Raw genomic sequence first — 26,946 nt, forward strand, 5'->3', positions numbered from 1 at the left:
GTCGTTGGTCCAGGTGGCGCCGCTGTTGGCCTTGCCGGCGAAGGGGTTGCTCTCGGTGGCGGCCTGCGGGGTCCAGGTGCCGCTGAGGCTGGTGGCCGTGAAGGAGCGGAAGTAGCGCTGCTCGCTCGCTCCGCGCGCCTCGACGATCATGAGGTACTGGTTCTGTCCCTGGACCTTGTAGACCTGGGGCGCCTCGAACAGGTTCTTCACGGTGTCGCTCATGACGGTGGTGTAGGAGGAGCCGAAGTTGCCGGGGAAGTTCCCGATCGGCATGCTCGCCCGGTAGATCTTGCCGTTGTCGCCGGCGAAGAACAGGTACATGTTCTGCCCGTCGGCGATCAGCGTCTGGTCGATCGGGGCGCCGCCGGGGATGCTGCCGGTGAAGAGGGCCTGGGGTGCGGACCAGCCGTTGGGGTTGGTGGGGTCGCTGGAGGTGCGGTAGATGAAGGGCCAGGCGCCCCACTGGTAGGCCAGGACCCAGACGTTCTTGGGCGCGAAGTAGAACAGCGTGGGCGCGACCGTGGACTGGCTCATGCCGGTCTGGCCGGCCGACGCCATGTCCGACCAGTTCGCGAACGGCTTGAAGGCCATCGAGCCCCACGACGAACCCGAGTAGTTCGTCCCGTAGACCAGGTGCTTGCCGTTGTAGGTCACCGTGGTGAAGTCCTTCAGCGAGGTCCACCCGTTCGCGGGCTGCGCGAGCGCGCCCGTCGAGGTCCAGCGGTAGGTCGACGGGAGGGTGCACGAGCCGTCCGGCGGGGTCGTGCCGGACAGGCCGGTCCACTTCTGGTTGCTGCCGCCGTTGCAGGTCGCGATCTCCACGGCCGTGCCGTTGGCCGTGCCGGAGCCGGTGACCGCGAGGCACAGTCCGGACTCCGCGCCGACGACCGTGCCGTCCGCGTTCACCCGCCACTGCTGGTTGGCCCCGTCCGTGCAGGACCAGATCTGCACCCGGGTGCCGGCCGTGGTGGCGTGGCCGGGGACGTCCAGGCACTTGGTGCCGTACACGGTCAGCCGGCCGCTGTCCGTCGACGTCCACTGCTGGTTGGTCCCGCTCCAGCAGTCGTAGATCTGAAGGCTCGTGCCGTCCGCCTGACCGGCGCCCGACACGTCGAGACATCGGCCGGAGCCGACGCCGCGCAGGGCGCCGCTGGACGCCGCCTGGGCGGGGCCGGCGACGAGCAGGGCCGCCAGGGAGACCAGGGCCGCGAGCGCGGCGGCGAGCACCGCGGACAGGCGTCCGCGGTCGGAGCTTCGTCGGTGCATGGGGACCTCGTCATCCTCGAGTGAGCGGTGGCGGCCGGCCCCGTCGGAGGCCTTCCGCACCGGAATTGGCGCGACCCTGACACATTGCAGCGCGTTCGACACTCCGAACATGGATCGAAGTGTCGACCAGGCTGGATCGTAGAGATCCCTGGCAGGACGTCAATACCCCTCGCACGATCCCGGGGTTTCCCTACAGGAGGCCGGGACCCGGACAGGCCGGTCCGCCGGGCGCCGGTCCGCTGATGTGGGCGGTGCGACCCCCCGTGTTATTCAATGAGGTGTGCGCTCAGGGAGCTCGGGGCCCCGACGCACGGGTCCGAGTCACGAGCCCCGGCGTCGTGCCGGGGACTGCCGAGAGAGCCGCATGGACTCCACGCACTCCTCCCCCTCCTCGTCGCCGTTCGAACTGGTCAGCAGCGCCCTGGGGCGCTACGTCCCGGGCGGCGGATCGGCGGCGGCCGCCGGTCCCGACGACGCGCGGGAGCGACAGGCGGGCGCCCGGCCCCTGTCCGACGATCCGGATGCCGACCGCGCGGACCAGATCCTCGGCGTGGTCAACCTGGACCGGGAGCTGCGGGTCGCCCGCAGCAATCTGGACGCCGCCGTGTTCGCGGGCCTGGACGCCGCGCCCGGCCGGCCCTTCGCCGAGCTGCTGCCGCCCGGGGACGTGCCGACGGTCACCCGGCGCCTGCGGCAGGTCCTGGAGACCGGCGAGGCGCACGTGGCCCGGATCCAGCGCCTGCGGCGGGGCGACGGATCGGAGCTGGTGGTCTCGATGAGCATCCTGCCCGCCGCCGCACCGCAGGAGGGCCTGACCGTCTCCCTGATCGCCATGGCACGGAGGCTGCACCTGTACGCGGCCGAGACCGCGATCGGCACCTCCCTGGACATCGGCGAGACCGCGCAGTCCCTGGCGGAGTCCCTGCTGGCCTGGGGGGACGTGGCCGCCGTGGACCTCGACTTCGCCGTGTGGACGGGCGAGGGGGTCACCGAGCGGGCGCAGGGGCGCATCCGGCTGCGGCGGGCGGCCCTCGTCCCGGATCGGGCGTGGCCCGAGGGGTACGTGACGCCGGGCGGCGACCTGCCGAACGACGCGAGCCGTCTGCTGGCGCAGGCGGTCCGGCGCGACGACGCCCCGCAGGCCATCGTCCTGCCGGACCGCGGGTCGGTCGAGCGGCTGCTCGGCAGTCCGCGCGTGATCCGCGCCCTGGTGCCCGGCGACCGGTCCGCGAGCGTGGCCTGCATCCCCCTGGTCCTGGACGGCGATCCGCCCGTCGTGCTGGGCGTCGCGGAGGTCTGGCGGCGGGCCGACCGCCCCTTCCACGACAGCGACCTGTTCGACCTCCAGGAGCTGGTGGCCAGGACCGCCCACCACGTCGACCTGGCACGTCAGCACCAGCGCGAGCACACGCAGGTGCTGGCGCTGCAACGCCGGCTGCTGCCCCGGACGGGCGGCCACACCATCGACATCGCCAGCGTCTACCAGCCCGCCACCCCCGACAGCGCCGGCGTCGGCGGCGACTGGGTGAACAGCTTCCCGCTGCCGGACGGCCGGACCGCGCTCGTGGTGGGCGACGTCGTCGGACACGGCCTGGGGGCGGCCGCGACCATGGGCCAGCTGAGCATGGAGGCACGCGCGCTGCTGTCCGCGGGGCTGGCCCCCGACGAGGTGCTGGAGCACCTGGACGAGACCGTCACCCTGCTGGACGACGCGGAGTCCGGACTGGCGGCCGGCTACAGCGCCCTCGGCTCCACCTGCTGCATCGCCCTCTACGACCCGGTCGGCCACCATGTGACGCTCTCCAGCGCCGGCCACCTCCCCCCGGTCCTGGTGCTGCCCAACGGCGCCGCCAGTCCGCTCGCGCTGCGCCCGCACCCCGGGCTGGGCACCGAGTTCGCGCTGCGGGAACCGTTCGACGTGCACACGTTCGGCGCACCCCCCGGCTCCCTGCTCGCCCTCTACACCGACGGTCTGGTGGAGGATCCCGCCCTGTCGATCGACGAGGGCATCGGCAGGCTGGCGGAGGTCGTGTCGGCGGTGCATCCCTGGGACGCCCTCCAACAGGCCGCACGGCATGTCGTCGCCACCCTGGCGCCCGCACGCCAGCGCGACGACGTGACGCTGCTGCTCGCGCGCATGATCGGCTACCGCAAGGGCGACACCGCGACCTGGCGGCTGCCCGCCCGCGCCGACGCCCCGTCCGTCGCCCGCGCGCATGTGAGGGCCCTGCTGCGGCAGTGGCACACCAGGGCCGACACCCGGGACGACGTGCCGCTGCTGGTCAGCGAACTGGTCACCAACGCGGTGCGCTTCGCCGCCGGTCCCGTGACGGTCCGGCTGATCCGGGCCGGCCACGGTCTGCTGTGCGAGGTGGGCGACACCGGCAACGGCAGGCCGCGCCTGAGCGCGGGCGGTCTCCTCGACGACGGCGGGCGCGGCCTGCACGTGGTGCACCGGCTGACCACCCGGTGGGGCGTGCGGTGGACGGACACCGGCAAGGTGGTGTGGGCGGAGGTCCCGGGATGAGGCGGGTGACGGTCACAGCCACTCCCCCGCCAGCGCGGTGGCGGTGAGACCGGGGGCCGCCGCGTACAGGACGGCGCGGTCGCCCGGCTTCTGCCCGGCGTCGTGCGCCCTGCGAAGGATGTCGAAGACGGCCGCGCCGCCGCGGTTGCCGCTCGTGTAGCTGGCCCGGCTGTGCCTCAGCAGACCCGAGGGCCAGGTGTCGGGCATCGTCTGCTCCATGTACTCCAGCACGCGGGTGCCGCCGGGGTGCGCGAGCAGCACGTCGGGGTGCCAGGAGTCGGGGTCGTCCCGGTACCGCAGGCGCAGCCACTCCCACATCGCGGTGACCGTCTCCTGCACAGCGCGCGGCCCGCGCCGGTCCATGACGAAGTGGGCGCCGTCCGCCCGCGTGTCCAGGCGGTGCAGGTCCTGGGTGCCGGGGAGGGTGTGGTGCCAGGCGGCGTCCAGCCGCAGCACCGACTCGCGCCGCCGGCGGCCGGTGACCACCGCGGCGACCGCGGTGTCCGCGAACAGCAGCCGGACGATCAGGGACTCGAGGGTGTCGTCGGCGGGCTGGTAGGTCGTGCTCAGCGCCTCCGAGATCACGACCAGGACCACCCGGTCGGGATCCGCGGCCACGAGGTCCGCCGCCAGGGCCAGCGAGCGGGTCCCCGCGACGCACGCCCACTGCGTGGCCGGCAGCAGCATCGCGTCGCCGCGGAGCCCGAGCCTGTTGGACAGCGCGAGGTCCAGACCCGGCAGGGCCGGGGTGGTGGAGTGACTGGTGATCAGACAGTCGACGTCCGTGGCGTCCAGGCCGGCGATCTGCAGGGCCCCGCGCGCCGCACGCTCCCCGTAGGACTGCACGGCCTCCCAGGCCGGCGCGGTGCGTTCCTGGACGGTCTGCGGCGCCGGTATCGCCTCGAGGGCGGCGATCACACGGTCCACGTCCTGCTGGGCGAACCCGTCGCGGGCCAGCGCCTCTTGGGCGGGCCCGCGGCCGACCGCCCGAAGGGCGCCGCCGCTGCCGGGCGCGACGGCTCTCTCCAGCGGCAGCATCCAACCCCGGGTCTCGATGCCGGTGCCGGCCGCGATGCCGTCGACGCGCGGCGCCCACGCCGCATGCGGATGCCGCTCGCGCACCTCCGCCACGATCTCGCTGGTCTGCACGGCGTGCTCACCGTGGATCACGGCAGGGGGGCAGAGGTAAGCGGCCATGCTGGGCACCTTTCCGGTGGAAGGAGGAAGAGCGTCACGAGGGCTGCGTCATGGGCCGCTTCGGGTACGCCCGCCGATGCCGGCGGGCCCCGCGTGCGGGAGCCGCTGTCCGTGTCGCGTGTCGAGCATGGCCGCCAAAGGGACATTTCCGCTGTGACACAGACAACTTGGGCGGCTCCGAATGGGGTGATACCGCACACACCGTCGAGGCGGGGGCCGGCAGCGCGGTTCACCGAGAGCTTCTCTGACGACTCGTCAGGTCGTGCGGCCTCGGCCACGGACTCGGGCGCCGTCGGGCGCGCACGGGTTCGGGAACGCGCCCGTGGGGCAGGAACGGCGTCGGGCTGGGAGGCCGTCAGCCTCGGACGTCGTCAGGCTCGGACGTCGTCAGGCACGCGGGGTCTGCGTGCCCGGTCGCCCTGCCCGCGCGGTGTGCGTGGTGTGCGCGGGTCCCGGACGCCGCCCGGGCCCGGACGCCGTGCCGGTCCCGAAGGCCGTGCCGTCGGCCGCGCGCCCGGGCCGACGTACGCGGCCCTCCGGGCCGTCCGGCCCGAGGCCTACGCGCCCGGTCATCGCGGCGACGGCCGGTCCCGCGACCCGCCGGTGGGCGCGGCGGCGTCCAGGCGCAGGAGGACGGCCGTGTCGCCGCGAGGCAGGACGACGGTGAGCTCGCCCGCCTCCCCGTCCCACCGCACGGCGGCGTCGCTCGCGGCGGGGTGCAGGACCACCGGGGTGAGCCGCGTGCCGCGCAGATGGGGAACCGGGAACGTCCGCCGGGCCGCGTCCGCGTCGGCGTGGCCGGTCGCGGTCTCCCGTCGCCAGAGCGTGACGAACGTGGAACGCTCGCCCCGGAGCCCGTGGGCGATCCAGGCGTCGCCCCAGCCCGGCAGACCGAGCGGCCAGAACGGGCGCGCGCGGGGGATCTGCGACCGGATGTCCTTGTACACGCGGATCGCCGAGCGGACGGCCTCCAGCCGGCCGTGGCTCATGCGGTCGAGGAACCCGGAGAGATGGACGCGGCTCAGCAGCGCCCCGGTGAGGGTGAAGTCGATCTCGTCCGGGGTGTGATGGGGCTGGGGGTAGGCCCACACGGCCGCCTGCTCGGGCGTGGCGGCGGTGCAGGCCGCGGCGGCGATGGGCGGGTAGCGCAGGAGGTCCTGCTGGTCGCTGGTGGACTGGATCTGGGCCACGGACAGTTGCGCGTAGTCCATGCGCAGGCCGCCGGACCCGCAGTTCTCCAGGGTCAGGCCGGGGTGGCGGTCGAGGAGGCCGCTCATCCAGTCGAGGTGGGCGCGGTGGTGTCCGAGCAGTCCGGCGCCCGCGCTCTCGGGGCCGTTCTCCGTGCCGGGGCCGATGTTGACGTTGTAGTCCAGCTTGAGATAGCCGACGCCCCAGTCGCCGACCAGCCGGTCCACGACCCCGTCGAGGTGGGCGCGGGCGGCCGGGTGGCGCAGGTCCAGGTGATGGCGTCCGTGCTCGGCGACGCGCAGGCCGCCGCGCCGGAAGAACGCCTCGGACGGCAGGGTGCGGGCCAGCGGGCTGCGCACCCCGACGACTTCGGGCTCCAGCCAGAGCCCCGGGGTCATGCCGTGGCGCGCGATGGCTTCCAGGACCTCCCGGATGCCGCCCGGGAAGCGGCCGGGGGCGGCCTCCCAGGCCCCGACGGCGTCCCACCAGCCCTGGGCGTCGTCGTCGTACCAGCCCGCGTCGACGACGAACACCTCGGCTCCGGCCGTTGCCGCCGCCTCGACGAGAGGCAGCAGCTTCTCGGTCGTCGGGTCGCCCATGAGGGTGTTCATGTAGTCGTTGTAGATCACCGGGAGCGTGCGGTGGTCGGGGTGGTCGCGGCGCATCGCCCGCCGGCAGTCGGTGAGTTCGCCGAAGGCCGCGTCCAGGCCGCCCGAGGCGGTGCGGACGAGGACGGCGGGCACGGTGGAGAACTCCTCGCCGGGCGCGAGGAGGTGACGCCACTGGTGGTGGGCGTCGTCGGGGCCGAACAGGGCGACGTAGGCGGCGCCCTCGCGTTCGCCGGTCTCGAAGCGCCAGCCCGCGCTGGACTCGATCTGCCAGAGCCAGGCGCTCCCCCGCCGGTCGGTGAGCGCCCCGACCGGCAGATGGCGGCCGGTGGACCAACTGCCCTGCGAGGAGCGCTCGAAGCAGCCCCGCCCCTCGTGTCCGTGCGCGCGCCTGCTCAGCGGGACGACGTGCTCGCGCAGCGCGGCCGCCCGCCAACGGCATTCGGCGAGCCAGTCGTTGTCCGCCCAGTGCAGGGTCAGACCGTCGAGGCCGCCCCCGGCGTCGGCGATGCCGCCGAGGGTGAGGGTGCTGACGCTCTCCAGCCGCACGGGCGCGTCGCCCTCGTTGACCAGGCGCACCCGCGCACGCAGGAATCCGGCGCCCGCGCGCGTCTGGAGCGTCGCCTCGGCGGACAGACCGCAGACCGGGTCCGTCAGCCGGATCGTCGTCACGGCGCGGTCGTCGCACAGGACGGTGTCGTGGTCGCGGTAGACCATGCGGTCGCCGATGGCGGTCTCGACGAAGCGTTCGCCCGACCACAGGCGTCCGTGCCCGGTGGCCGTGACCTCGACGAGGGGAACCAGACTCGTCCAGTCCTGTCCGGGCGCGCCCAGCCGGACCGCACCGGCGGGGTCCACCAGGACGTGCAGCCCGAGCTCCGGGTGCGACCAGACAGGGGTTCTCCCGGCTGTTGCGGCGACAGCGCTCAACGCATCCCCCGTCACGCTCTTTTGACGTCGTGGGCCGACCGGTCATCACCCTCGCACGGATGTGACCGGTCACACAACGGGCGGGCGCGGGAGGGGCCGTCGGGCGGACGCGTCGGGCGAGGGGGCGGAGGGGCCGTGGCCGGGTCGCGCGGAGCGGGACCGCAGGGCCTCAGGCGGCCGGCCGGACGTGGACGCTGACGGCGTACCCGCCGCCCTCGTGGAAGGGGTCGCCGGACCAGGTGGCGCAGCGCTGCCGCAGGGTCAGTCCGGCCTCGGCGCACCAGTGGTCGTAGTCCGTCAGCGTCACCGTGGGTTCCGGCAGCGGCAGGTGCGCCGCGTCCAGTCCCATCCCGCTGACGAGGAGTCCGCCGGGGCGCAGCAGGGCCGCCAGGCGCCGCACGACGACCGGCTCGGTCCCGGGAGCCAGCAGCGGGACGACGTTGCCGGCGGCGAGGACCAGGTCGAACCCGGGGTCGAGGCCCAGGGCGTCCAGGTGCGCCAGGTCGCCGTGGATCCATTCCAGGGCGGGAGCCTCCCGACGGGCGACGGCCAGCATGGAGCGGTCGAGGTCGACGCCCGTGCAGCGGTGCCCCAGCTCGGCGAGCCGGATCGCCACGCGCCCGGTGCCGCAGCCGGCGTCGAGGATCCGGGCGGCGGGCTCCGACAGCGCGTCGCAGAAGGCGGCTTCGCCGTGGACGTCGTGGCCCGCCTCGGCCAGCCGCGCGAACCGCCGGGCGTACTCCTCCCCGTCCTGTCCGCCGGTCAGTTCGGCCCAGCGGTCACGTCGGCTGCTCATGGTGTGCGTGCCTTCCGGTGGTCGGATCAGGTCAGGGTGTCACAGGTGACGGCGAGGGCGAGGCGGCGGCCTCCACGCGTTCTCCCGCGCACGGTCTACAGCGCGCGGATGACGAGCAGGGCGATGTCGTCGCTGTGCGACGCCGACGGTCCGGTGTGCTCGATCAGGTGGTCGGCGAGGTCCTCCATGCTCACGGCGCCGGCCAGGGAGAGCGCGTCGGCGAGGCTGTGGATGGCGTCCTCGAGGTCGACTCCGGGCGCTTCGACGAGCCCGTCGGTGTACAGCGCGAGCACGGCTCCGGGCGGCAGGGGGATCTCGGTGGCGGGGTAGTCGGCCGTGGGGTCGATGCCGAGCAGGAGCCCGGGGGTGAGCGAAAGGACCTCGGCGTGGCCGTCCGGGTGGCGCAGGAGGGGCGGCGGATGGCCCGCGGTGGCCAGACAGGCGCGGTGGCGGGCGGTGTCGAGGGCGACGTAGGTGCAACTGGTGAACAGGCCGGGGTCGAGGTCGGTCAGCAGCCGGTTGGTGCGGGCGAGGACCTCGCCGGGAGGTGCGCCCGCGGTGGCGTGCACGGCGGTGCGGACCTGTCCCATCAGCGTGGCGGCCTGCACGTGATGGCCCTGCACGTCGCCGATGGCCGCGGCGGCGGTGGTGTCGTCGAGGCGGATGAAGTCGTAGAAGTCGCCGCCGATGCCCGTGCCGTGCCCGGTGGGGAGGTAGCGGGCCGCCACCTCCAGCCCCGGGACGCGGGGCAGGGCGTGGGGCAGCAGACCGGCCTGGAGGTCGCGGGCCAGGTGGTGCTCGGCGTCGTAGAGATGCGCGCGGTCCAGTGCCTGGGCGATCAGTCCGGCCAGGGCGGTCAGGACCGAGCGCTCCTGCGGGGCGAACCGGTGCGGCCGGTGGTAGGCGAGCACCATGGAGCCCACTGGGCGGCCGGTGGTGATCAGCGGGAGGAACGCCCAGGAGGCCATGCCGTCCAGGTGAACGGCCGGGGGATGGGCCCGCTTCAGCTCGTCGAAGTCGGTGAAGAAGGACGGGATGCCCGTGGTCAGCACATGGACGGCCGGCGTGTCGGAGGTCAGGGGCCTGGCGTCGAAGCGCTCCATGAGCTCGGCGCTGTAGCCGCGGTGACCGATGATCCGCAGCCGGCCGTCCTGCACGGTCATCAGGACGAGCGCGCGGGCGTCGAACGCGGCGAGGACCTGGTCGGCCACCCGGTCGACGACGTCGGACACGCCCACGGCCTCGGTGAGGGCGACGGCCAGGTGCGTCAGCGCGTACAGGGCGGTGGCCCGGCCCGGTTCGGCGGGCGGCGCCGGGTGGACCAGCCGTGGAGGATCCGCCGAGTGCGACGGTCCGGCGGGGACGACGCGCACGCTGATGCCGGTGGCGTCCGGGTACAGGTGGAAGGTCAGCCAGTGGTCCGGGGGACGGCGGGCCGTGAAGGACGTCGGCTCGCGGCTGAGCGCCGCGGACCGGTAGCGGTCCTCGGCGACGGGGGTGTCCAGCCAGGGCAGCGCCTCCCAGGGCCGTGCTCCCAGCAGCTCACGGACGCCGACGCCGAGGAGGCCGGCCGCGGCGGTGGTGACGAACGTGATCCGTCCGTCCACGTCCAGGGCGCAGCAGCCGTCGGGAAGGCGCTCGGCGAAGCCGACCGCGGCCTGCGCCTCCGCGTCCGCGGCGGTGCGGACCGGTCTCGGGGTCAGGACCCGCGGCTGGGTCCCGGCCCGCAGCCGGTGCCCGCTCTCGGCGGCCTGCCGCAGGATGAGGCCCAGGCCGTCGCAGACGTTGCGGACCGCGTCGCGCTCGCGCGGGCTCAGGTCGGGCGGGTGCGAGGCGGGCCAGTGCAGCACGAGTCCGCCCCACACGACCGGTCCCGTCGTGATCGGGGCGGCGGCCAGGGCGAAGGGGTGGGGCAGGACGAGCGCCATCCTGGGGTAGCAGCGCGCGCGTTCCTCCTCGCTGCCGATCCACACCAGGCGGCGTTCCCGGACGGCGTCGGCGACCGGCGCGGACTTGTCCAGCGTCACCCGCGCCCAGGGGACGGCGATCCGCCAGGACACGCCGCTGAGCAGCGCCAGCTGCAACACGGGTTCGTCCGGCGCGAGCAGGTAGACCGCGACGACGCTGGCGCCGCTCTCGCCCGCGAAGTCGAGCGCGAGCGACTCCATCGCCTCGCGGCCGAGACCCACGGCCGGGTCGGCGGGGTCGGCGGACGCGGCGTCGGACACCTTCTCACCCTCCTCCGCGGATCGTCCGCGGGTTCGTCCGCGGCTTCCTCAAGGGGCTCCCCCGTGGGTGCGGGGCAGTGCCGGTCGCGGGCCTCCGCGGCGGCGCCACCCGGCCGGGGCGCCGATTACGGGGCCGGCGCCGATGGTCGGTCCCGCGCCCGTGCGCGCCCGGGCGCCGTTCCCGTGCCGCGCGGTGGGCGCCGCCCGTCGTACCGCTCCTGCCGCCGGGACCGGCGCCCACGGCGCGGCAGGGCGCGGCCCGCCCCCGCGGCCCGGGCCGGGGCCCCTGCGCGGGGTCGTGCGCCGACCACGCCGAGCGACTCCCATATGCGGACAATATGCGCACCGGACGGCGATGTCACACGGGTGCGGACGGGGCGCCGACGGGGTGCCGACGACGTTCCCCGGCCGTCGGGTCGTCGGCGCGGTCTGCGGGGCCCGTTCGTCCTCCCGGCCGCCGGTCTCCGCCGGTCGTGCCGGTGGTGCGGATCGCGCCGGTGGTGCGGGTGGCGCCGGTGGTGCGGGTGGCGCTGGTCGCGCCCGTCGGGCCCGTCGGGCAGTCTTGCCGGGTTCACCGGACCTGCCGGGCCCGCCGGGCCCGCCGGACCTGCCGGCGCCTGGCGCATCCTCGGGTGCCGGCCGGTGCCTGCCGGTGTCTGCCGGTGCCGGTCGGCCCGCGCCGGTCAGCCCTGCTTTCCGCGCCCGGTGAGCATGTCGCGCACGCGGTCGACCATGCCGGTGCCGGGGGCGAGGAGCTTGTTCGCGGGCGGGGTGTCCGGTGCGGACGGGTGCGGGCGCGTGGGAGCGTGCCGCTTGGCCGAGCGCACCTTCTCCCCGAGCTTGTCCAACGCGTCGGCGGAGCAGGAGTCGGCGAGCATCGGGAACAGCTGGTTCTCCTCGTCGCCGACATGGGCCGTGACAGAGCTCTTGAGCCGCAGGATCAGCGAGTCGAAACGGCCGTCCCCCGGTTCGCAGCCCTCGAGCTCCTTGAGCATCTGCTCGACCTCCGCGTGGTCGGCGAGCTCCTTGTCGGCGAGGTCGTCTCCCCCGTCGACGTACCGGCGCACCGTCGGGTAAAGGTGCTCCTCCTCGGCCACCGAGTGCCGGACCAGCTCCATGGTGAGCCGATCCGCCAGTTCGCGCCGCCTCGGGTCGGCCTCGGGCAGCGCCTCGATCTGGGCGAAGAGCTCGTCCACCTCCCTGTGGTCCGCGGTCAGTTCCTGGATGACGTTGCCGCCGTGTCCCATGCGTTCTCCACTCCTCGACGCTCCGGGGCCGCCGGGCGACCGGCTTCGTCCGGCCCTTCGCCCACGCGGCCCCCCAGCTCCGATACCTGCCACGCGGGCGTAAGCGGCCTCACGCCGGTCGGACACTTCACTCCGGCGGGGGACGGGCCGCGGCCCACGGCGGGGGCGTCCGGCGCAGTGGCGGGCGTCGGGGCATCGGGGCATCGGGGCATCGCGGACAGCCGACGTCGGCGGCCGTCCGTCCTGGGCCGTCGCAGGCCGCCGCGAGCCGGCAGGGGCCCGGGGCGTCCGGGAGGCCCGGGCCGGGGCCTCCCGGACGGTCGGCTACCGGACGAAGGTGATCGGGTACGCCGACGGACCGCCGTCCAGCAGGTGGTCGTCGCGGCCCTTCAGGAAGCGGTCGAAGAACGAGGCGACCAGAGCCCGGTTCGCCGCCACCGCCCGGTGCGGGTCGACCGACCCGACCGCGGCGGCCAGCGTCGCCTCCGGCACCCGGCCGGTCAGCTGACGCAGCAGGGCCTCGGCGTCGGTGAAGGACGCGTGCGCGGAGTCGTGCAGCGTGACGTCGGCCTTCCAGCCGCGCTGGTGCTGCCAGAAGGACGCCCACGACGGCTCGCGGCGCACGTCGCTGCCGTACTGCGCGGAGCTGTTGCCCATCAGCAGGAACGGCCGGTCCAGTCCGTGCAGGGCGACCTCGCTCAGGTTGCTGCCGTCGGGCTCGGAGGAGTACGCGAGGGTGCCGTCCAGGTCGACGCCGGCCCTGACCCGGGGATCGCCGTACATCGTGTTCGCGGTCGTGAACCCGCCGGCGGAGTGGCCGAACATGCCGATCCGGTGCAGGTCCATGCCGGCGGTCAGCCGGTCCGGCAGGCTCGTCAGCCGGTCGAGCACCAGCCTGGTGTCGGCCAGGCGCGCGTCCATCAGTTTCGTGAAGAACGGCAGCGTCGTGCCGTCGCGGTGCGCCTCGGCCCAGGCCGCCGTCAGCGGGCCGTTGCCGACCACGTGACCGTCCGGGAACTGCACCGCCGGCACCTCCCCCGTGTGGTCGACGGCGACCACCACGTAGCCGCGCGAGGCGAGGTCCTCGACCAGCGACACGTTCCAGTCCCGCGAGTCCCCCGCGCCGGGCGAGTACAGGACGACCGGGAAGCGGCCCGGCGCCGTCGCCGCGTCCCTCACCGAATGCGTCCGGGTCGCGGCCCAGTCGACCAGGCCGGTGGGCAGCTCGGCGCCCTCCTCGACCGCCGGACCGACCGCAGCGGCCACCGCCGCCGGCAGTTGCTTCGTGAACGGCCGGCCGCCGGTGTGCGCCGCCGGGTAGAAGACACTGATCATCAGCTCGCGGTAGGTCCGGCCCGGCGTCCACGGGTCCGCGCGCCCGTGGTCGACGAGCCGGAAGGCCGACTCTCCCGTCGCGTAGCGGCCGCGCGGCGCGGGAAGCGTGAGCGTCCGAGCCTTCGCGGCGGCAACTGAAGCCGACGGGCGCGACGCCTCCTGCGGCCTCCCGTGCGAGGCGGGCCGGGCCGCAGCCGGGACCGCCGTCGAGACGGCGAGACCGGAGACGACGACACCGGCCAGACAAGCGGCGACGAGACGAGAGCTGCGCATGGGAGGTTCCTTCGGATGCGACGCTGCGGCGTGCGGACACGACGACTCTCGCAACAGGCCTCCCCGTGAGCCATCGTGCTACCGGGCGGTTCACCCCTGGGGACAGCCATACCGCCGAAGGGCGGACAACCACCGTGCCGCCTCCCCGGACCCGGGACCAATGCCGGCAGGACCGGGCCCTTCGGCCCAAGACCTGCGCACGGCCTTGGACGAGGGTGAAAGCGGCACACCGGGACGACGCCCACACGGCCCGCGCCCGGCGACCGCGAGGAAGTGGGTGACGACGATGTCCGGGTACGGCCATGACCCCGGTCCGGTCTCCGTGAGCACGCTCGGGGCGACGACCGTGACCGCGTGGGTCGAGGACGCCATAGCGGCTCCGTCCATGCACAACGCACAGCCGTGGAGGTTCCGGTTCCTGCGCGCCGAGAACGCGATCCAGGTGCACTCGGACCTGGAGCGCGCCATGCCGCGGGCCGATCCCGCCACCCGCGGGCTCCATCTGGGCTGCGCCGCCGCCCTGTTCAACCTGCGTGTCGCCGCCGCCCACGCCGGCTGGGCGGTCCGCACCGAACTGCTGCCCGACCCGGCGCGGCCGTGCCTGCTCGCGACGGTGCGGCTCATCGGAGCGGCCCGCCCGGGGGCCGGGGTCGAGGACGATCTCGCCGCGCTGTACCCGGCGATCCGCCGCCGCCACACCAGCCGTCAGCCGTTCACCGACGAGGCGATCCCCCGGGCCGTCAAGGACGACCTCGGAGCCGCCGCGCTCCTGGAGGGAGTGCGGCTGGTGTTCCCCGACGTGTGGCATGTGCACATGCTGCTGGACCTCGTGCGCGACGCCGAGGGACGCGACGCCTCGGACACCGCGGCGTCCGAGGAGCTGAGGCGGTGGACCCGGACGGGCCCGGGGACCGCGCAATCGGCGAGCGACGGGGTGCCGGACTACGCCTTCGGGCCCCGCAGGCTGTATGGGAGGGCGCCCGTGCGCGACTTCGCCGGCCGCGGCGGTGTGCCCGGCCGCGGGGCCGCCGTGTTCGAGAACGCTCCGCAGCTCGCCCTGCTGGGCACCGCGGGCGACCGGCCCAGGGACTGGCTCCTGGCGGGTCAGGCGATGGAACGCGTCCTCCTGCGGGCCACCCTCGACGGGCTGGCCACGTCCCTCACGTCCCAGGCCCTCGAATGGCCGGAGCTGCGGTGGGCCGTGCGCGACCCGCAGTCGGCCATGGGCTTCGTCCAGATGGTGCTCCGGCTCGGATACGGGCCCGCCGGCCCCGGCACCCCGCGCCGTCCCGTGGACGAGGTGCTCGACATCGTCTGACCGGGCCGCCCGTCCTGCTCGGGGGCGCGACGGCTCCCGGGCCGTCCCGTGGGGGTCCCGGACGCCTCCGCGCCCCGCGGCCGTCGCTCTCGGCGGTCGGGCTCAGTCGTGCGGGACGACGGCCACGGGGCAGCGCCCGTGGTGGATGGCCGCATGGGCGACCGGTCCGAGGTGGGGCGTCTCACCGTGCCGGGGCCCACGTCGGCCCACGACCAGCAGCCCCGCGTCCGCGGAGGCCTGGACGCCCGCCTTGGCGGCGCTCACGAGCCGGATGCTCTCCACCACTTCCACCTGCGGGTACTTCTCACGCCAGGGACGCAGCAGCTCGTCCAGCGCGTGCTGCGCGTCCCGCGTCATCTCCTCGGTCACCTGGTGGTCCACGCCCCAGGGCACCCGCGCGTGGAGCGGCACGCTCCGTCCGTGCGCGACGACCAGCGCGACGTCCCTGGCCGCCGCGGAATGGAACGCGAAGTCGAGCAGGCCGTCGCAGGATCCGTTCAGCTTGAGGGCCACGACCACCGGACCCGCCGGCCCGGCCTGCGCTCCCCCGTCCCGCTTCCTCCCCGCGCGCACGAGCACCACGGGACACTGGGCGTGAGCCACCACCGGCATGCTGACCTCGCCCATGAAGTAGCTCTCGACGGATCCCATCCCGTGCGAGCCCAGCACGGTCATCTCCGACTCCGCCGCCGCCTTGAGCAGAGCGGCGTGCGCGTCGTCGGCCACGAGCGTCCCGACGACGGTCAGGCCCGGGTGACGGGCCTGCGCCTCGGCCCGCGCGGTGTGCACGAGGCGCTTCGCCCAGTAGTTCTGGTCGACCTCGGACGAGGCGTGCGCGGGCTCCGGGGACAGCAGGGGCCAGGCGTGCAGCAGACGCAGCGTGAGTCTGCGTCTGTCGGCTTCGTCGGCGGCCCACCGGGCGGCGGCGAGGCTCTCGGGTGAGCCATCGAGGCCCACGGTGACGACCGGTTCCATGGCGGCGGCCTCCGTCTCGTTGCGAAGCGGGGTACGACGGCGGGCAAGGGCGTACGACGACGGGCGAGGGCGTACGAGCCCCACGGTGCGCGGGTCCGACGGCGGACCCGCCGTTGCGGAAGCCGCCGCCGTGCCCGACACGCTGCTTCCCTCCTTCGAGAATCACTCCATCGCCTCCCCACCGCATGCGGAACCGGGGGGCGGACAGCGGTTCCGGGCGCCTTCGGCCCCGCACACCGGGCCTGCGGTCCCGGTCTGCCGGCGCCCGGGTGTGCCGCGCGGGGCCGCGCAGCCGTCGTCGTCGAGCCGCTGATGGGCCACGGCCACGGGCCACGGCTCGGGCGCCCCGACGACGGCGGTGCGGCGGTCAGTCGTTCCAGTTCCAGTCGGCGACCTCGGGCAGGTCGGTGCCGTGGGCGCGGATCCAGTCGTGGTGGCGCAGCCGGACGTCCTCCATCCGCTGGCGTACGGCGGCGGCCCGCCCGGCGAGGCCGGGGACGCGGTCGATGACGTCCATGACGAGGCGGTAGCGGTCGAGGTCGTTGCGCACGACCATGTCGAACGGCGTGGTGGTGGTGCCGATCTCCTTGTAGCCGCGTACGTGCAGGTTGCGGTGGCCGGTGCGGCGGTAGGACAGGCGGTGGATCAGCCAGGGGTAGCCGTGGTAGGCGAAGATCACCGGCTTGTCGGCGGTGAACAGGCCGTCGTACTCGAAGTCGCTCATGCCGTGCGGGTGTTCGGCGGCGGGCATGAGCCGGGCGATGTCGACGACGTTGACGACCCGGACGGCGACCTCCGGCAGGTGCCGGCGCAGCAGCTGGGCGGCGGCGAGCACTTCCTGGGTGGGCACGTCGCCCGCGCAGGCCAGGACCACGTCGGGTTCGCGGGCTCCGTCGTCGGTGCCCGCCCACTCCCACACGCCGGCTCCCCGGGCGCAGTGCGCCCGGGCCTGGTCCATGGTCAGCCAGTCGAAGCAGGGCTGCTTTCCGGCCACGACGACGTTGACGTGGTCCCGGCTGCGCAGGACGTGGTCGGCCACCGACAGCAGCGTGTTGGCGTCCGGCGGCAGATAGACGCGCACCACCTCCGGGCTCTTGTTGAGGACGTGGTCGACGAAGCCGGGGTCCTGGTGGGAGAAGCCGTTGTGGTCCTGACGCCAGACGTGCGAGGTGAGCAGGTAGTTGAGGGAGGCGACGGGCGCGCGCCAGCTCAACTGCCTCGATGTCTTGAGCCACTTGATGTGCTGGTTGACCATCGAGTCGACGATGTGGACGAACGCCTCGTAGCAGGAGAACAGTCCATGCCGTCCGGTCAGCAGGTATCCCTCCAGCCAGCCCTGGCAGGTGTGCTCGGAGAGGATCTCCATCACCCGGCCGTGGTGTTCGAGGTGTTCGTCGACCGGGAGGTGCGCGGCCTGCCACGCCTTCCCGCTGACGTCCAGGACGGCCTGGAGCCGGTTGGAGGCGGTCTCGTCCGGGCCCACCAGGCGGAAGTCGCGGCGCTCCCCGGTGTCCCTCATCACCCGGGCGAGGAGGTCGCCGAGCACCCTGGTGGGCTCGTGCAGGGTGGCGCCCGGCTTGTCGACGGGGACGGCGAACTCGTCGAGCGGCGGGATCGGCAGGTCCCGCAGGAGCAGTCCGCCGTTGGCGTGCGGGGTCGCGCCGAGCCGCTTGGCGCCCTCGGGGACGCGGGCGAGGACGTCGGGGACGGGACGGCCGTCGGGGCCGAAGAGCTCCTCGGGACGGTACGAGCGCAGCCACGTCTCCAGCAGGCGCAGGTGCTCGGGGTTGTCCCTGACCCCGGCCAGGGGCACCTGGTGCGCGCGCCAGGTGCCCTCCACGGGTAGGCCGTCCACCTCGGCGGGCCCGGTCCAGCCCTTGGGCGTGCGCAGCACGATCACGGGCCAGTGGACCCGCTCGGTGACGCCGTCCTCGCGTGCGGTCCGCTGCATCACGGCGATGCGGTCCAGGGCGTCGTCCATCGCCGCCGCCATGGCCCGGTGCACCTGGGCCGGGTCGTCGCCGGTGACGTGGATCGGCTCGTGGCCGTAGCCGCGCAGCAGCTCGTCGAGTTCGGACTCCGGGAGCCGGGCCAGCACGGTCGGGTTGGCGATCTTGTAGCCGTTGAGGTGCAGGATCGGCAGGACCGCGCCGTCGTGGACCGGGTCGAGGAACTTGTCGGAGTGCCAGGCCGCGGCCAGCGGACCGGTCTCCGCCTCGCCGTCGCCGATCACACAGGCGACCAGCAGGTCCGGGTTGTCGAAGGCCGCGCCGTAGGCGTGGGAGAGGGAGTACCCGAGCTCGCCGCCCTCGTGGACGGAGCCGGGCGTCTCCGGGGCGACGTGGCTGGGCACGCCCCCGGGGAAGGAGAACTGCCGGAACAGCCGGGCCATGCCGGCCGCGTCCCGGGTGACGTCCGGGTAGGTCTCGGTGTAGGAGCCCTCCAGCCAGGAATTGGCCACGACCGCGGGCCCGCCGTGGCCGGGCCCCCAGATGCACAGCGCGTCCAGGCCCCGGGCGCGGATGACGCGGTTGAGGTGGGTGTACACCAGGTTCAGCCCCGGCGAGGTCCCCCAGTGCCCCAGCAGCCTCGGCTTGACGTGTTCCGGCCGCAACGGCTCGCGGAGCAGCGGGTTCTCCATCAGGTAGATCTGACCGACGGCCAGGTAGTTCGCGGCACGCCAGTGGGCGTCCAGGGTGCGCAGTTCGTCGTCGGTCAGTGCGGTGGCGTCCTGGTGTCGGACCGTGGACATGGTGGGCTCCGGGTGTCGTCGGCATCGGGTCGTCGGGCGGTCTCGCGGGGGAACGGCGTCGCAGGGGGCGGTGCTCACGCCGGCTCGGGCACGACGGCGACGGCGCACGCGCCGTGGTGCAGCACCGCGTGGGCCACGCGCCCCAGCTGGAGCCCCAGGCGTCCCCGGTCGCGGCGGGCGCCGACCACGAGCAGGTCGGCCTCGTGCGAGGCGTTCAGCAGGACCCTGCGGGCCGGGCCCTCGGCCGTCCGCCGGCGCAGGTCCACGTCCGGGGGCGTCTCCTTCAACGCCCTGTCCAGGACCTCGGCGGCGAGTCGTTCGTGCAGCCGCGCGGGCTCGCCGGCGAGCAGGGGGTGGTCGGTGCTCTCGTGCGCGGGGCACCGCCAGGCACGTACGGCGTCCAGGCTCGCACCGCGCAGCCTCGCCTCCTCGACGGCGAAGCTCAGGGCCTTGGAGTGCGCCCCGTGCTCGCCGACGCCCACGACAAGGCGCCCGTGCGCACCCGCACGGACCTGGTTGTCGCTGCCGGGACGCACCACGATCACCGGGCAGTCGGCGCGAGCGGCGACGGTCAGGCTCACCGAGCCGAGCAGCACCTCCGCCAGCCCGCTGCGGCCGCGGGTGCCCAGCACCAGGGCGCAGGCGCCCTGTCCCTCCCGCACGAGCGCGAACCCGGGCTCCTCCGGCAGCACGCCGGTGGAGATCCGGACGCCGTCCTGCCGCAGCCGGGCACGCTCCGCCGCCACCCGCACGACGTCCTCGGCCCGCACCTGCTCGGAGGGCTTTGCGAGGTCGTCCGCGAGGGACTGGCCCTCGTAGCGCTCCCAGAGGGAGGCGTACACCAGCCGTAGGGGAGCGCCGCGCAGCGCGGCTTCGTCGGCCGCCCAGTCGACGGCCCGCAGGCTCGGCTCCGAGCCGTCCACGCCCACGACGACCGGCAGGTCCATGATCCTCACCGTCCCGTGTCCATGTCGAACACGATGCGCGCCTTGACCTCGCCGCGCAGCACCTCGTCCATGCACTCGTTGACGGCGTCGAGCGGGCGGGCCTCGTGGACGACCTCGGTGCGGCCCGCGGCGTGCAGCCGGAAGACCTCGGCGAGGTCCTGGCGGGTGCCCACGATGGAGCCGATCAACGAGGTGCCGTTCAGGACGGTGTCGAAGACCGGCACGCGGACCGTGCCGTGCGCGGGCAGAGCCACCATGACGAGCCTGCCGCCGCGCCGCAGCCCGGCGTTGACGGCCTCGAAGGCCGCGTCGTTCACCGCGAGCGCGATGGCGGCGTGGGCGCCGCCGTGCCGCTTCAGCACCGCGCCGACGTCCTCCTTCCGGGCGTCGATGACCATGTCCGCGCCGAGCTCCTCGGCCAGCCGGAGCTTGTCGTCGGTGACGTCGATCGCGGCCACGGTCGCACCGGCGATCTTCGCGTACTGGAGGGCCAGATGGCCGAGCCCGCCGATGCCGGAGATCGCGACCAGCTGGGCGGGCCGGACGTCCGCGACCTTCACCGCCTTGTAGGTCGTGACGCCGGCGCAGGTCAGGGGGGCGGCTTCCAGGGCGGTGACGCCGTCGGGCACCGGCTGCGCGAAGTCGGCCCGGGCGAGCATCTTCTCGGCGTGTCCGCCGTCGCAGCCGTAGCCGGTGTTGATCTGCTGCTCGCACAGCGTCTCCCAGCCGGACAGGCAGTGCTCGCACCGCCCGCACGCCCAGCCGAGCCAGGGCACGGCGACCCGCTGCCCGACGGTCAGGTGGGTCACGCCCTCGCCGAGCGCCTCGACCAGGCCGACGCCCTCGTGGCCCGGGACGAACGGGGGGTCCGGCCTGACCGGCCAGTCGCCGTGCGCCGCGTGGATGTCGGTGTGGCACAGCCCCGAGGCCTCCACCCGGACACGGACCTCGCCGGGACCGGGCTGCGGGTCGGGGCGCTCCTCGATGACCAGGGGCTCGCCGAACGCCCGAACGACCGCTGCTTTCATGGTTACCTTCTCCTCGCGTGCTCGGGGGTGGTCCGAGGTGGTGGGGTGATCGCGGGCGGCCCGGGGCGGCTCAGCGATGGGGGACGACGGCGACGGGGGCGGCGCTGTGGTGCAGGACGGCGTGCGTGACGTGACCGATGTGGGCCCCCGGGCGGCCGTCGCGGACACGCCGGCCCACGACCACGAGGGAGGCCGTGCGGGCCGCGTCCACGACATGGACGGCCGCGCTGCCGTGACGGGACGCCTCGACGACCTCCACGTCCGCGTGCTTGTGCCGCCAGGGCCGCACCGCGTCGGCCAGGGCCTCGGCGTGGGCGTCGGCCAGTGCCTCGTGCAGCGCGGGGTCGGCGGGCGTGCCGTAGGCGTGGTACGGCGGGGTGTTCCAGCCGTGGACGATGCGCAGGGGCGTGCCGCGGCGCCTTGCCGCGTCGAAGGCGAAGTCGATCAGCGTGCCGTCCGGGTGCTCGACGTCCAGCCCGAGGACCACGGGCAGGAAGGGCGTCGCGGCGGAGGGAACGCCGGCCGGGTCCGGTTCGTGCTCGTCGGCGGCCACCTCCAGCGCCCGCACCAGCACCACGGGCCGGTCCGCGTGCGCGATGACGGACAGACCGACCGAGCCGACCACGAACCCGCGCAGTCCGCCGAGGCCGCGCGAGCCGAGGACCAGCATTTCGGCGTTCCCGGCCGCCTCGGCCAGCGCGTCGGCCGGGTCGCCGGACACCTGCCCGATGTGCACCTCGACGCCCGGGTGGCGCAGCCGGAGCCCCTCCGCGGCCTCCCGGGCGGTCTGCTCGCTCCACTGCTGCCGGGTCTCCGCGCCGAGAAGCGGCGGCTGGGCCCCGGGCTGCGGCACGGGCTTGCGGACGTGCACGATCTCCAACGGCAGTCCGCGCAGCCCGGCTTCCCGGGCCGCCCATTCCGCGGCGGCACGGCTCTCCCGCGAGCCGTCGAGACCCGCGGTGACGGTGCGGAGCATGATCTCCACCTCCTGGGGTGAGGGATCCGATTCCAGGGTCGTCCTCGGACGGTTCCGCGGGCAGGGGCCACTGGTCCCGGACCCGGGCCGACCGTCCCCGGCCCTGCCCCTTGCCCGGCCCCGGACCGGCCCGGCGCCTTCGAGGGCAGTCGGGTCCTCGCCGACGGGACCCACCCTCGTCCTCGACGCGGTGTCGGCGCCGGATGCCGAAGGTCCGCGCCCCGGGGGCCGAACGGCCCCTGACGGGAGGGCCGTTGGGCTCGACCGAGTCCGTCGACGCGCCGGAACGGGCCGGAGGTCTCGCCCCTCTCCCCACGGCCGTGGATCATGGGGCGGACGACGAAGGGGGGCAGATGTCCAAGGGTTCGACCGGGAGGATCCCGTGGCGCCGACTGGCTCCCGGGCTGGCCGCCCTGCTCGGCTACCGGCGCACGTGGCTCACGGGCGACCTGCTGGCCGGGGTCACCGTGGCCGCCTACCTGGTACCCCAGGTCATGGCCTACGCGGGCGTGGCGGGGCTGCCCCCGGCGGCCGGCCTGTGGGCGATCCTTCCGGCGCTCGCGCTGTACGCCGTGTTCGGTTCCTCCCGCCTGCTGTCGGTCGGCCCCGAGTCCACCACCGCGCTCATGACGGCCACCGTGGTCGCGCCGCTCGCCGCCGCGGACCCCGGGCGCTACGCCGCACTCGCGGCGGCCCTGGCGGTCACGGTCGGCGCACTGTGCCTGATCGCCCGGGCGGTGCGCCTGGGCTTCCTCGCCGACCTGCTGTCGCGCCCGGTGCTGATCGGCTACCTGGCGGGGGTGGCGCTCATCATGATGGTGGACCAGCTGCTGAAGCTCACCGGGGTGCCGACGACCGGCTCCGAGTTCTTCCCGCAGTTGTGGTCCTTCGTCACCCGTGCGAGGGATGCGGACCTCCCCACCGTCCTGTTCTCCGCGGCGACCCTCGTGTTCCTGTTCGTCCTGGCCCGCTACGTCCGGGGTGTGCCCGGTCCCCTGGCGGCGGTCGTCCTCGGCACGGCGGCCGTCGTGGCCTTCGACCTCGACGCCCGGTACGGACTCAAGGTGATCGGCGACATCCCGGCCGGGCTGCCGCATCCCGCGCTGCCGGACCTGGGCGAACTGCCGCGTCTGGTGCTGCCCGCCCTGGGTGTGCTCCTGGTGGCCTACACCGACTTCATCCTGACCGCGCGGGCCTTCTCCGGCCACGACGACGAAGGCCCCGGCCTCGACGCCGACCAGGAGTTCCTCGCCCTGGGCGCGGCCAATCTCGGCGCGGGGGTGCTGCACGGGTTCCCGGTCAGCAGCAGTGCCAGCCGCACCGCCCTGGCCTCCTCGGCGGGCGCCCGCAGCCAGGCGTACTCCCTGGTCGCGGGCGGGGTCGTCCTCGGCGTGCTGCTCTTCCTCAGCCCTTTGCTGGCGCGCACTCCGTCCGCGGCGCTCGGCGCCCTGGTCGTCTACGCCGCGGTCCGGATGATCGACCTCGCGGGCTTCCGGCGACTGGCGTCGTTCCGCCGCCGGGAGCTGCTCCTCGCGCTCGGCTGCCTCGCCGGGGTGCTGGCCCTGGACATCCTGTACGGAGTGATCGTCGCCGTCGGCCTGTCGGTGGCCGAACTGCTCACCCGGGTCGCCCGTCCGCACGACGCGGTCGAGGGGATCGTCCCCGGGCTGGCCGGCATGCACGACGTCGACGACTACCCCACGGCCCGTACGATCCCGGGCCTGCTGATCTACCGCTACGACTCGCCGCTGTTCTTCGCCAACGCGGAGGACTTCCGACGCCGAGCGCTGGCCGCCGTGGACGAGCAGAGCGATCCGGTGCGCTGGTTCCTCCTCAATGCCGAGGCCAACGTGGAGGTGGACATCACCGCCCTGGACGCGCTCGACGACCTGCGCCGCGAACTCGCCCACCGCGGCGTCGTGTTCGCCCTCGCCCGGGTGAAGAGGGACCTGTGGGCCGATCTGGCGGCGTACGGCCTGACCGACTCGGTGGGCGCGGAGCTGATCTTCCCGACCCTCCCGACGGCCGTGACCTCGTACCGGGCGTGGCTGGACCGGCAGCCGAGCGGCGGCCCCGGCCCCTGAGGCGTGCGCGGTCCGGCGGGGTTGGGCCGTTCGGCCCTGGCGCAGGAGGACGGGGCGCGTGATGATCGACGTGAGGGACAGGTCCGCGGCCTGTCCAGCCCAGGGGAAGCAAGGGGACGCGATGCCGGAGCCACGCACGTTCACGGAACAGAACCCGATCCGGGTGTTCCTGCTGGACGACCACGAGGTCGTCCGCCGCGGCCTGGTCGACCTTCTCGACGCCGAGCCGGACATCTCGGTGATCGGCGACGCGGGCACCGTCGACCAGGCGCTCGTCCGGGGCCCCGCGCTCCGCCCCGACGTCGCGGTCCTCGACGTGCGGCTGCCCGACGGCGACGGCATCTCGGTCTGCCGGGAGCTGCGCAGCCAGATGCCGGAGCTCGCCTGCCTGATGCTGACCTCGTTCGACGACGAGGAGGCCCTCCTCGACGCGATCATGGCCGGCGCCTCGGGCTATGTCCTGAAGCAGATCAAGGGCTCCGACCTCGTCTCGGCGGTGCGCACCGTCGCCTCGGGCCAGTCGATGCTCGACCCCGCGACCACGGCCCGCCTGATGCGCTCGCTGCGGGCCGACCCCGCCGACACCGGCAGTCCGGCCGTGCCGTCCGAGCTGGCGAGCCTGTCACCGCGCGAGAGGGACATCCTGGCGCTGATCGGCGAAGGCCTGACCAACCGTGAGATCGGCAAGAAGCTGTACCTGTCCGAGAAGACCGTGAAGAACCACATCTCCCGGCTGCTGGCCAAGCTCGGCGTGCAGCGCAGGGTCCAGGCCGCGGTCCTCGCCTCCCACCTGGAGCAACCGGAGTCGGGCGAACACCGGCACGGGTGACGCGCCCGGCCCCGGCACGTGCCGGCGGGGGCGGCGGGGGCCGCGGCGGCCGCGGACGAGAGCCCGCCCCGACGAGAACGGGCCCCGTCAGGGCTGCTCCGGCTTGCGGGCCAACAGACAGCCGTGGGGTCGCCTCGCCATTCCGCCGGGCTCCTGCTCCAGCCTCGCCGTGACGACGAGTCCGGCCTGCTCCAGCAGGCCGGCCGTGCGGTCCAGAGGCAGGAGATACGACTCGTAGGACACCGGACGGCCGTACCCCCGGGTCGGCCGCAGATGCGCGTCGCCGACATAGTCCCCCCAGAGCAGGTGGCCCCCCGGCGCCAGCGTGCGGTGGAACTCGGCGAACATCGCCGGCAGGCACCGTGGGGGCGTGTGGTGGGTCGAGTACCAGGCCAGGATGCCGCCGAGCGCGTCGTCCCCCGTCCCCGGCGCGGTCATCGAGCCCACGGTGAACCGCAGGTCCGGATAGGCGTGCCGGGCCAGCTCGATCATCTTCGGCGACAGGTCGACCCCGAAGGCGGCCACCCCCAGCCCGGCCAGATACGCCGTCACCCGGCCGGGACCGCATCCCAGGTCCGCCACCGGCCTCGGTGCGGCCGCCCGCACGAGTTCGGCGAACGCCGCAAGCATCGCCCGTGACAGCGGATCCATCGCGTCCGGGGGCGGGACGCGTGCGACGTACTCGACGGCGACCGTGTCGTACGACGCACGGACGGCACTCAGATACGAGGGCTCAGCCATGCGACCGACCCTAGACCGCACAACCGACAGGCCACGCCGGGGTGTCCGGTCCCGAGGATGTTCGTAGTCGGCCAGAACGGCCAACTCATGGTGGCCGCACGCATGGCCGGCCCCGGAACTATGTTGCCCCACCACATGTGCCTCTGACCTGCACGTTCCTACCGTGTGCGGATACCTGCCCGTCCCCACCGCACACGAGGAAGTGGCGCACATGGCCTCCGCAACGACCGCTCCCCCTTCGCCCCCCGCCGACCTCAAGCGCATCGTCGCCGCGTCCCTGATCGGCACCACCGTCGAGTGGTACGACTTCTTCCTCTACGGATCCGCCGCCGCTCTCGTCTTCAACAAGCTGTTCTTCCCGGACTCCGACCCGCTCGTCGGCACGCTGCTGTCCTTCCTGACCTATGCCGTCGGGTTCGCCGCCCGGCCGCTCGGGGCGCTCGTCTTCGGGCACTACGGGGACCGGCTCGGGCGCAAGAAACTGCTGGTGCTGAGCCTGCTGCTGATGGGCGGGGCGACGTTCGCCATCGGGCTGCTGCCCACGCATGCGACCGTCGGGGCCGCCGCGCCCGTGCTGCTGACCACGCTGCGGCTGATCCAGGGCTTCGCGCTCGGCGGCGAGTGGGGCGGCGCCGTTCTGCTGGTGTCCGAGCACGGTGACGCCCGGCGGCGCGGGTTCTGGGCCTCCTGGCCCCAGACCGGCGCGCCCGCGGGGCAGTTGCTCGCCACCGGCGTGCTCTCGCTGCTGACCGCCCTGCTCTCGGACGCCGCGTTCGCCTCCTGGGGCTGGCGGATCCCGTTCCTGCTCTCCGGTGTGCTCGTGGTCGTCGGCCTGTGGATCCGGCTGTCCGTCGACGAATCGCCCGTCTTCCGGCAGGCGTTGGCGCGGGCGGAGGCCCGCAGAGCGGCGCCGACGGCGGACGCCGAGCAGCTCCCGCTGGTGTCCGTGCTGCGCCACCACTGGCGTGACGTGCTGGTGGCGATGGGCGCGCGCATGGCCGAGAACATCTCCTACTACGTCATCACCGCGTTCATCCTCGTGTACGCGACCACCTCGGCCGGCGTCTCCAAGCAGACCGCGCTCAACGCCGTGCTCGTCGCGTCGGCCGTGCACTTCGCGGTGATCCCCGCCTGGGGGGCGCTGTCCGACCGCATCGGGCGGCGGCCCGTGTACCTGGTCGGGGCGGTCGGCGTCGGGCTCTGGATGTTCCCCTTCTTCTCGCTCGTCGACACCGGAGACTTCGGCGGCCTGGTGCTGGCCGTGACCGTCGGCCTCGTCCTGCACGGGGCGATGTACGCGCCGCAGGCCGCGTTCTTCTCCGAGATGTTCGCGACCAGGATGCGCTACTCCGGCGCTTCCATCGGCGCCCAGTTCGCCTCGGTCGCGGCGGGCGCCCCGGCTCCGCTGATCGCCACGGCGCTGCTCGCCGACTACGACAGCTCCACCCCGATCGCCCTGTACGTGATCGCGGCGGCGCTGTTGACGGTCGTCGCCGTGGGAGTCGCCAAGGAGACCCGGCACCGCGACCTGGCCGACGTCGACGCCACCACCACGGACCGCGAGCCCGAGCAGGCTCCCGCCGCGGACGCGCGAGCCGTCTGATCCCGTCCGGCGGCCTGTCCGGCGGACCGTCCGGCGGCCTGTCCGGCGGGCCGCCGCCGTACGGCTCCGCTCCCCTCCCGGCCCCGCTCCCCCGGCCC

Annotated in this window: 18 protein-coding genes; 5 read left to right on the forward strand and 13 right to left on the reverse strand. The window is 74.2% G+C overall.

What is annotated here, in order from left to right; translation table 11 throughout:
- The coding region (locus tag KMS84_RS04920) for a non-reducing end alpha-L-arabinofuranosidase family hydrolase (RefSeq protein WP_256914783.1) at positions 1-1,266 on the reverse strand (1,266 nt) is incomplete at its 3' end.
- A gap of 364 nt (positions 1,267-1,630) precedes the next feature.
- Between KMS84_RS04920 and KMS84_RS04925 the strand changes: the two genes are divergently transcribed.
- Complete coding sequence (locus tag KMS84_RS04925; protein WP_256914784.1) at positions 1,631-3,793, forward strand: ATP-binding SpoIIE family protein phosphatase; 2,163 nt, start codon at positions 1,631-1,633, stop codon at positions 3,791-3,793.
- Between the two features lie 12 nt (positions 3,794-3,805).
- On the opposite strand, the gene KMS84_RS04930 is transcribed toward KMS84_RS04925, so the two are convergent.
- The 6 genes from KMS84_RS04930 to KMS84_RS04955 all read right to left on the reverse strand — a co-directional run bounded on the left by KMS84_RS04930 (position 3,806) and on the right by KMS84_RS04955 (position 13,595).
- The gene (locus KMS84_RS04930; RefSeq protein WP_256914785.1) at positions 3,806-4,990 is read right to left on the reverse strand and encodes a beta-ketoacyl-[acyl-carrier-protein] synthase family protein; all 1,185 of its coding nucleotides are present in this window, start codon (positions 4,988-4,990) and stop codon (positions 3,806-3,808) included.
- Between the two features lie 569 nt (positions 4,991-5,559).
- On the reverse strand, positions 5,560-7,716 hold the full coding sequence (locus KMS84_RS04935; protein WP_256914786.1) for a glycoside hydrolase family 36 protein: 2,157 nt from the start codon (positions 7,714-7,716) through the stop codon (positions 5,560-5,562).
- Positions 7,717-7,885: 169 nt separating this feature from the next.
- Positions 7,886-8,512, reverse strand: a complete 627-nt coding sequence (locus tag KMS84_RS04940) for a class I SAM-dependent methyltransferase (protein ID WP_256914787.1) — start codon at positions 8,510-8,512, stop codon at positions 7,886-7,888.
- Between the two features lie 95 nt (positions 8,513-8,607).
- Positions 8,608-10,740, reverse strand: coding sequence for a SpoIIE family protein phosphatase (locus KMS84_RS04945; protein WP_438818900.1), 2,133 nt, complete (start codon positions 10,738-10,740; stop codon positions 8,608-8,610).
- 683 nt (positions 10,741-11,423) lie between these two features.
- Positions 11,424-11,987, reverse strand: coding sequence for a hemerythrin domain-containing protein (locus KMS84_RS04950; RefSeq protein ID WP_256914788.1), 564 nt, complete (start codon positions 11,985-11,987; stop codon positions 11,424-11,426).
- 324 nt (positions 11,988-12,311) lie between these two features.
- Positions 12,312-13,595, reverse strand: coding sequence for an alpha/beta hydrolase family protein (locus KMS84_RS04955; protein WP_256914789.1), 1,284 nt, complete (start codon positions 13,593-13,595; stop codon positions 12,312-12,314).
- A gap of 286 nt (positions 13,596-13,881) precedes the next feature.
- On the opposite strand from KMS84_RS04955, the gene KMS84_RS04960 reads away from it, so the two are divergent.
- Entirely contained in the window at positions 13,882-14,913 is a 1,032-nt protein-coding gene (locus KMS84_RS04960) for an Acg family FMN-binding oxidoreductase (protein WP_256914800.1), read from the forward strand.
- Between the two features lie 102 nt (positions 14,914-15,015).
- Here the strand turns inward: KMS84_RS04960 and KMS84_RS04965 are convergent, their stop codons facing one another.
- The 5 genes from KMS84_RS04965 to KMS84_RS04985 form a co-directional block, all read right to left on the reverse strand.
- The gene (locus KMS84_RS04965; RefSeq protein WP_256914790.1) at positions 15,016-15,888 is read right to left on the reverse strand and encodes a universal stress protein; all 873 of its coding nucleotides are present in this window, start codon (positions 15,886-15,888) and stop codon (positions 15,016-15,018) included.
- Positions 15,889-16,255: 367 nt separating this feature from the next.
- Positions 16,256-18,640, reverse strand: a complete 2,385-nt coding sequence (locus KMS84_RS04970) for a phosphoketolase family protein (protein WP_256914791.1) — start codon at positions 18,638-18,640, stop codon at positions 16,256-16,258.
- Positions 18,641-18,714: 74 nt separating this feature from the next.
- Positions 18,715-19,587, reverse strand: a complete 873-nt coding sequence (locus KMS84_RS04975) for a universal stress protein (protein WP_256914792.1) — start codon at positions 19,585-19,587, stop codon at positions 18,715-18,717.
- A 5-nt stretch (positions 19,588-19,592) separates the two neighbouring features.
- On the reverse strand, positions 19,593-20,615 hold the full coding sequence (locus tag KMS84_RS04980) for a zinc-dependent alcohol dehydrogenase (protein WP_256914793.1): 1,023 nt from the start codon (positions 20,613-20,615) through the stop codon (positions 19,593-19,595).
- 70 nt (positions 20,616-20,685) lie between these two features.
- A complete protein-coding gene (locus KMS84_RS04985; RefSeq protein ID WP_256914794.1) occupies positions 20,686-21,591 on the reverse strand; it encodes a universal stress protein in 906 nt (301 codons plus the stop codon).
- Positions 21,592-21,944: 353 nt separating this feature from the next.
- On the opposite strand from KMS84_RS04985, the gene KMS84_RS04990 reads away from it, so the two are divergent.
- Both KMS84_RS04990 and KMS84_RS04995 read left to right on the forward strand, forming a co-directional pair.
- Positions 21,945-23,675, forward strand: a complete 1,731-nt coding sequence (locus KMS84_RS04990) for a SulP family inorganic anion transporter (RefSeq protein ID WP_256914795.1) — start codon at positions 21,945-21,947, stop codon at positions 23,673-23,675.
- A 121-nt stretch (positions 23,676-23,796) separates the two neighbouring features.
- Positions 23,797-24,504 carry a response regulator gene (locus KMS84_RS04995; RefSeq protein WP_256914796.1) on the forward strand — a complete coding sequence of 236 codons (708 nt, stop codon included), beginning with the start codon at positions 23,797-23,799 and terminating at the stop codon, positions 24,502-24,504.
- Between the two features lie 87 nt (positions 24,505-24,591).
- Here KMS84_RS04995 and KMS84_RS05000 read toward each other — a convergent pair whose 3' ends face one another.
- Entirely contained in the window at positions 24,592-25,245 is a 654-nt protein-coding gene (locus tag KMS84_RS05000; RefSeq protein WP_256914797.1) for a class I SAM-dependent methyltransferase, read from the reverse strand.
- A gap of 211 nt (positions 25,246-25,456) precedes the next feature.
- On the opposite strand from KMS84_RS05000, the gene KMS84_RS05005 reads away from it, so the two are divergent.
- Positions 25,457-26,848 (forward strand): MFS transporter, encoded by a 1,392-nt coding sequence (locus tag KMS84_RS05005; protein ID WP_256914798.1) that lies wholly within the window; start codon positions 25,457-25,459, stop codon positions 26,846-26,848.
- Positions 26,849-26,946 lie beyond the last annotated feature (98 nt).

Source organism: Streptomyces hilarionis (assembly GCF_024539675.1).
Taxonomy (GTDB): domain Bacteria; phylum Actinomycetota; class Actinomycetes; order Streptomycetales; family Streptomycetaceae; genus Streptomyces; species Streptomyces hilarionis.

Bases quoted from the DNA above. Each gene is read 5' to 3' on its own strand.
- KMS84_RS05000 (WP_256914797.1), bottom strand. From the start codon at position 25,245: ATGGCTGAGCCCTCGTATCTGAGTGCCGTCCGTGCGTCGTACGACACG.
- KMS84_RS04965 (WP_256914790.1), bottom strand. From the start codon at position 15,888: ATGGAACCGGTCGTCACCGTGGGCCTCGATGGCTCACCCGAGAGCCTC.
- KMS84_RS04925 (WP_256914784.1), top strand. From the start codon at position 1,631: ATGGACTCCACGCACTCCTCCCCCTCCTCGTCGCCGTTCGAACTGGTC.
- KMS84_RS04940 (WP_256914787.1), bottom strand. From the start codon at position 8,512: ATGAGCAGCCGACGTGACCGCTGGGCCGAACTGACCGGCGGACAGGAC.
- KMS84_RS04980 (WP_256914793.1), bottom strand. From the start codon at position 20,615: ATGAAAGCAGCGGTCGTTCGGGCGTTCGGCGAGCCCCTGGTCATCGAG.
- KMS84_RS04930 (WP_256914785.1), bottom strand. From the start codon at position 4,990: ATGGCCGCTTACCTCTGCCCCCCTGCCGTGATCCACGGTGAGCACGCC.
- KMS84_RS04970 (WP_256914791.1), bottom strand. From the start codon at position 18,640: ATGTCCACGGTCCGACACCAGGACGCCACCGCACTGACCGACGACGAA.
- KMS84_RS04995 (WP_256914796.1), top strand. From the start codon at position 23,797: ATGCCGGAGCCACGCACGTTCACGGAACAGAACCCGATCCGGGTGTTC.
- KMS84_RS04950 (WP_256914788.1), bottom strand. From the start codon at position 11,987: ATGGGACACGGCGGCAACGTCATCCAGGAACTGACCGCGGACCACAGG.
- KMS84_RS04975 (WP_256914792.1), bottom strand. From the start codon at position 19,587: ATGGACCTGCCGGTCGTCGTGGGCGTGGACGGCTCGGAGCCGAGCCTG.
- KMS84_RS05005 (WP_256914798.1), top strand. From the start codon at position 25,457: ATGGCCTCCGCAACGACCGCTCCCCCTTCGCCCCCCGCCGACCTCAAG.
- KMS84_RS04960 (WP_256914800.1), top strand. From the start codon at position 13,882: ATGTCCGGGTACGGCCATGACCCCGGTCCGGTCTCCGTGAGCACGCTC.
- KMS84_RS04985 (WP_256914794.1), bottom strand. From the start codon at position 21,591: ATGCTCCGCACCGTCACCGCGGGTCTCGACGGCTCGCGGGAGAGCCGT.
- KMS84_RS04955 (WP_256914789.1), bottom strand. From the start codon at position 13,595: ATGCGCAGCTCTCGTCTCGTCGCCGCTTGTCTGGCCGGTGTCGTCGTC.
- KMS84_RS04990 (WP_256914795.1), top strand. From the start codon at position 21,945: ATGTCCAAGGGTTCGACCGGGAGGATCCCGTGGCGCCGACTGGCTCCC.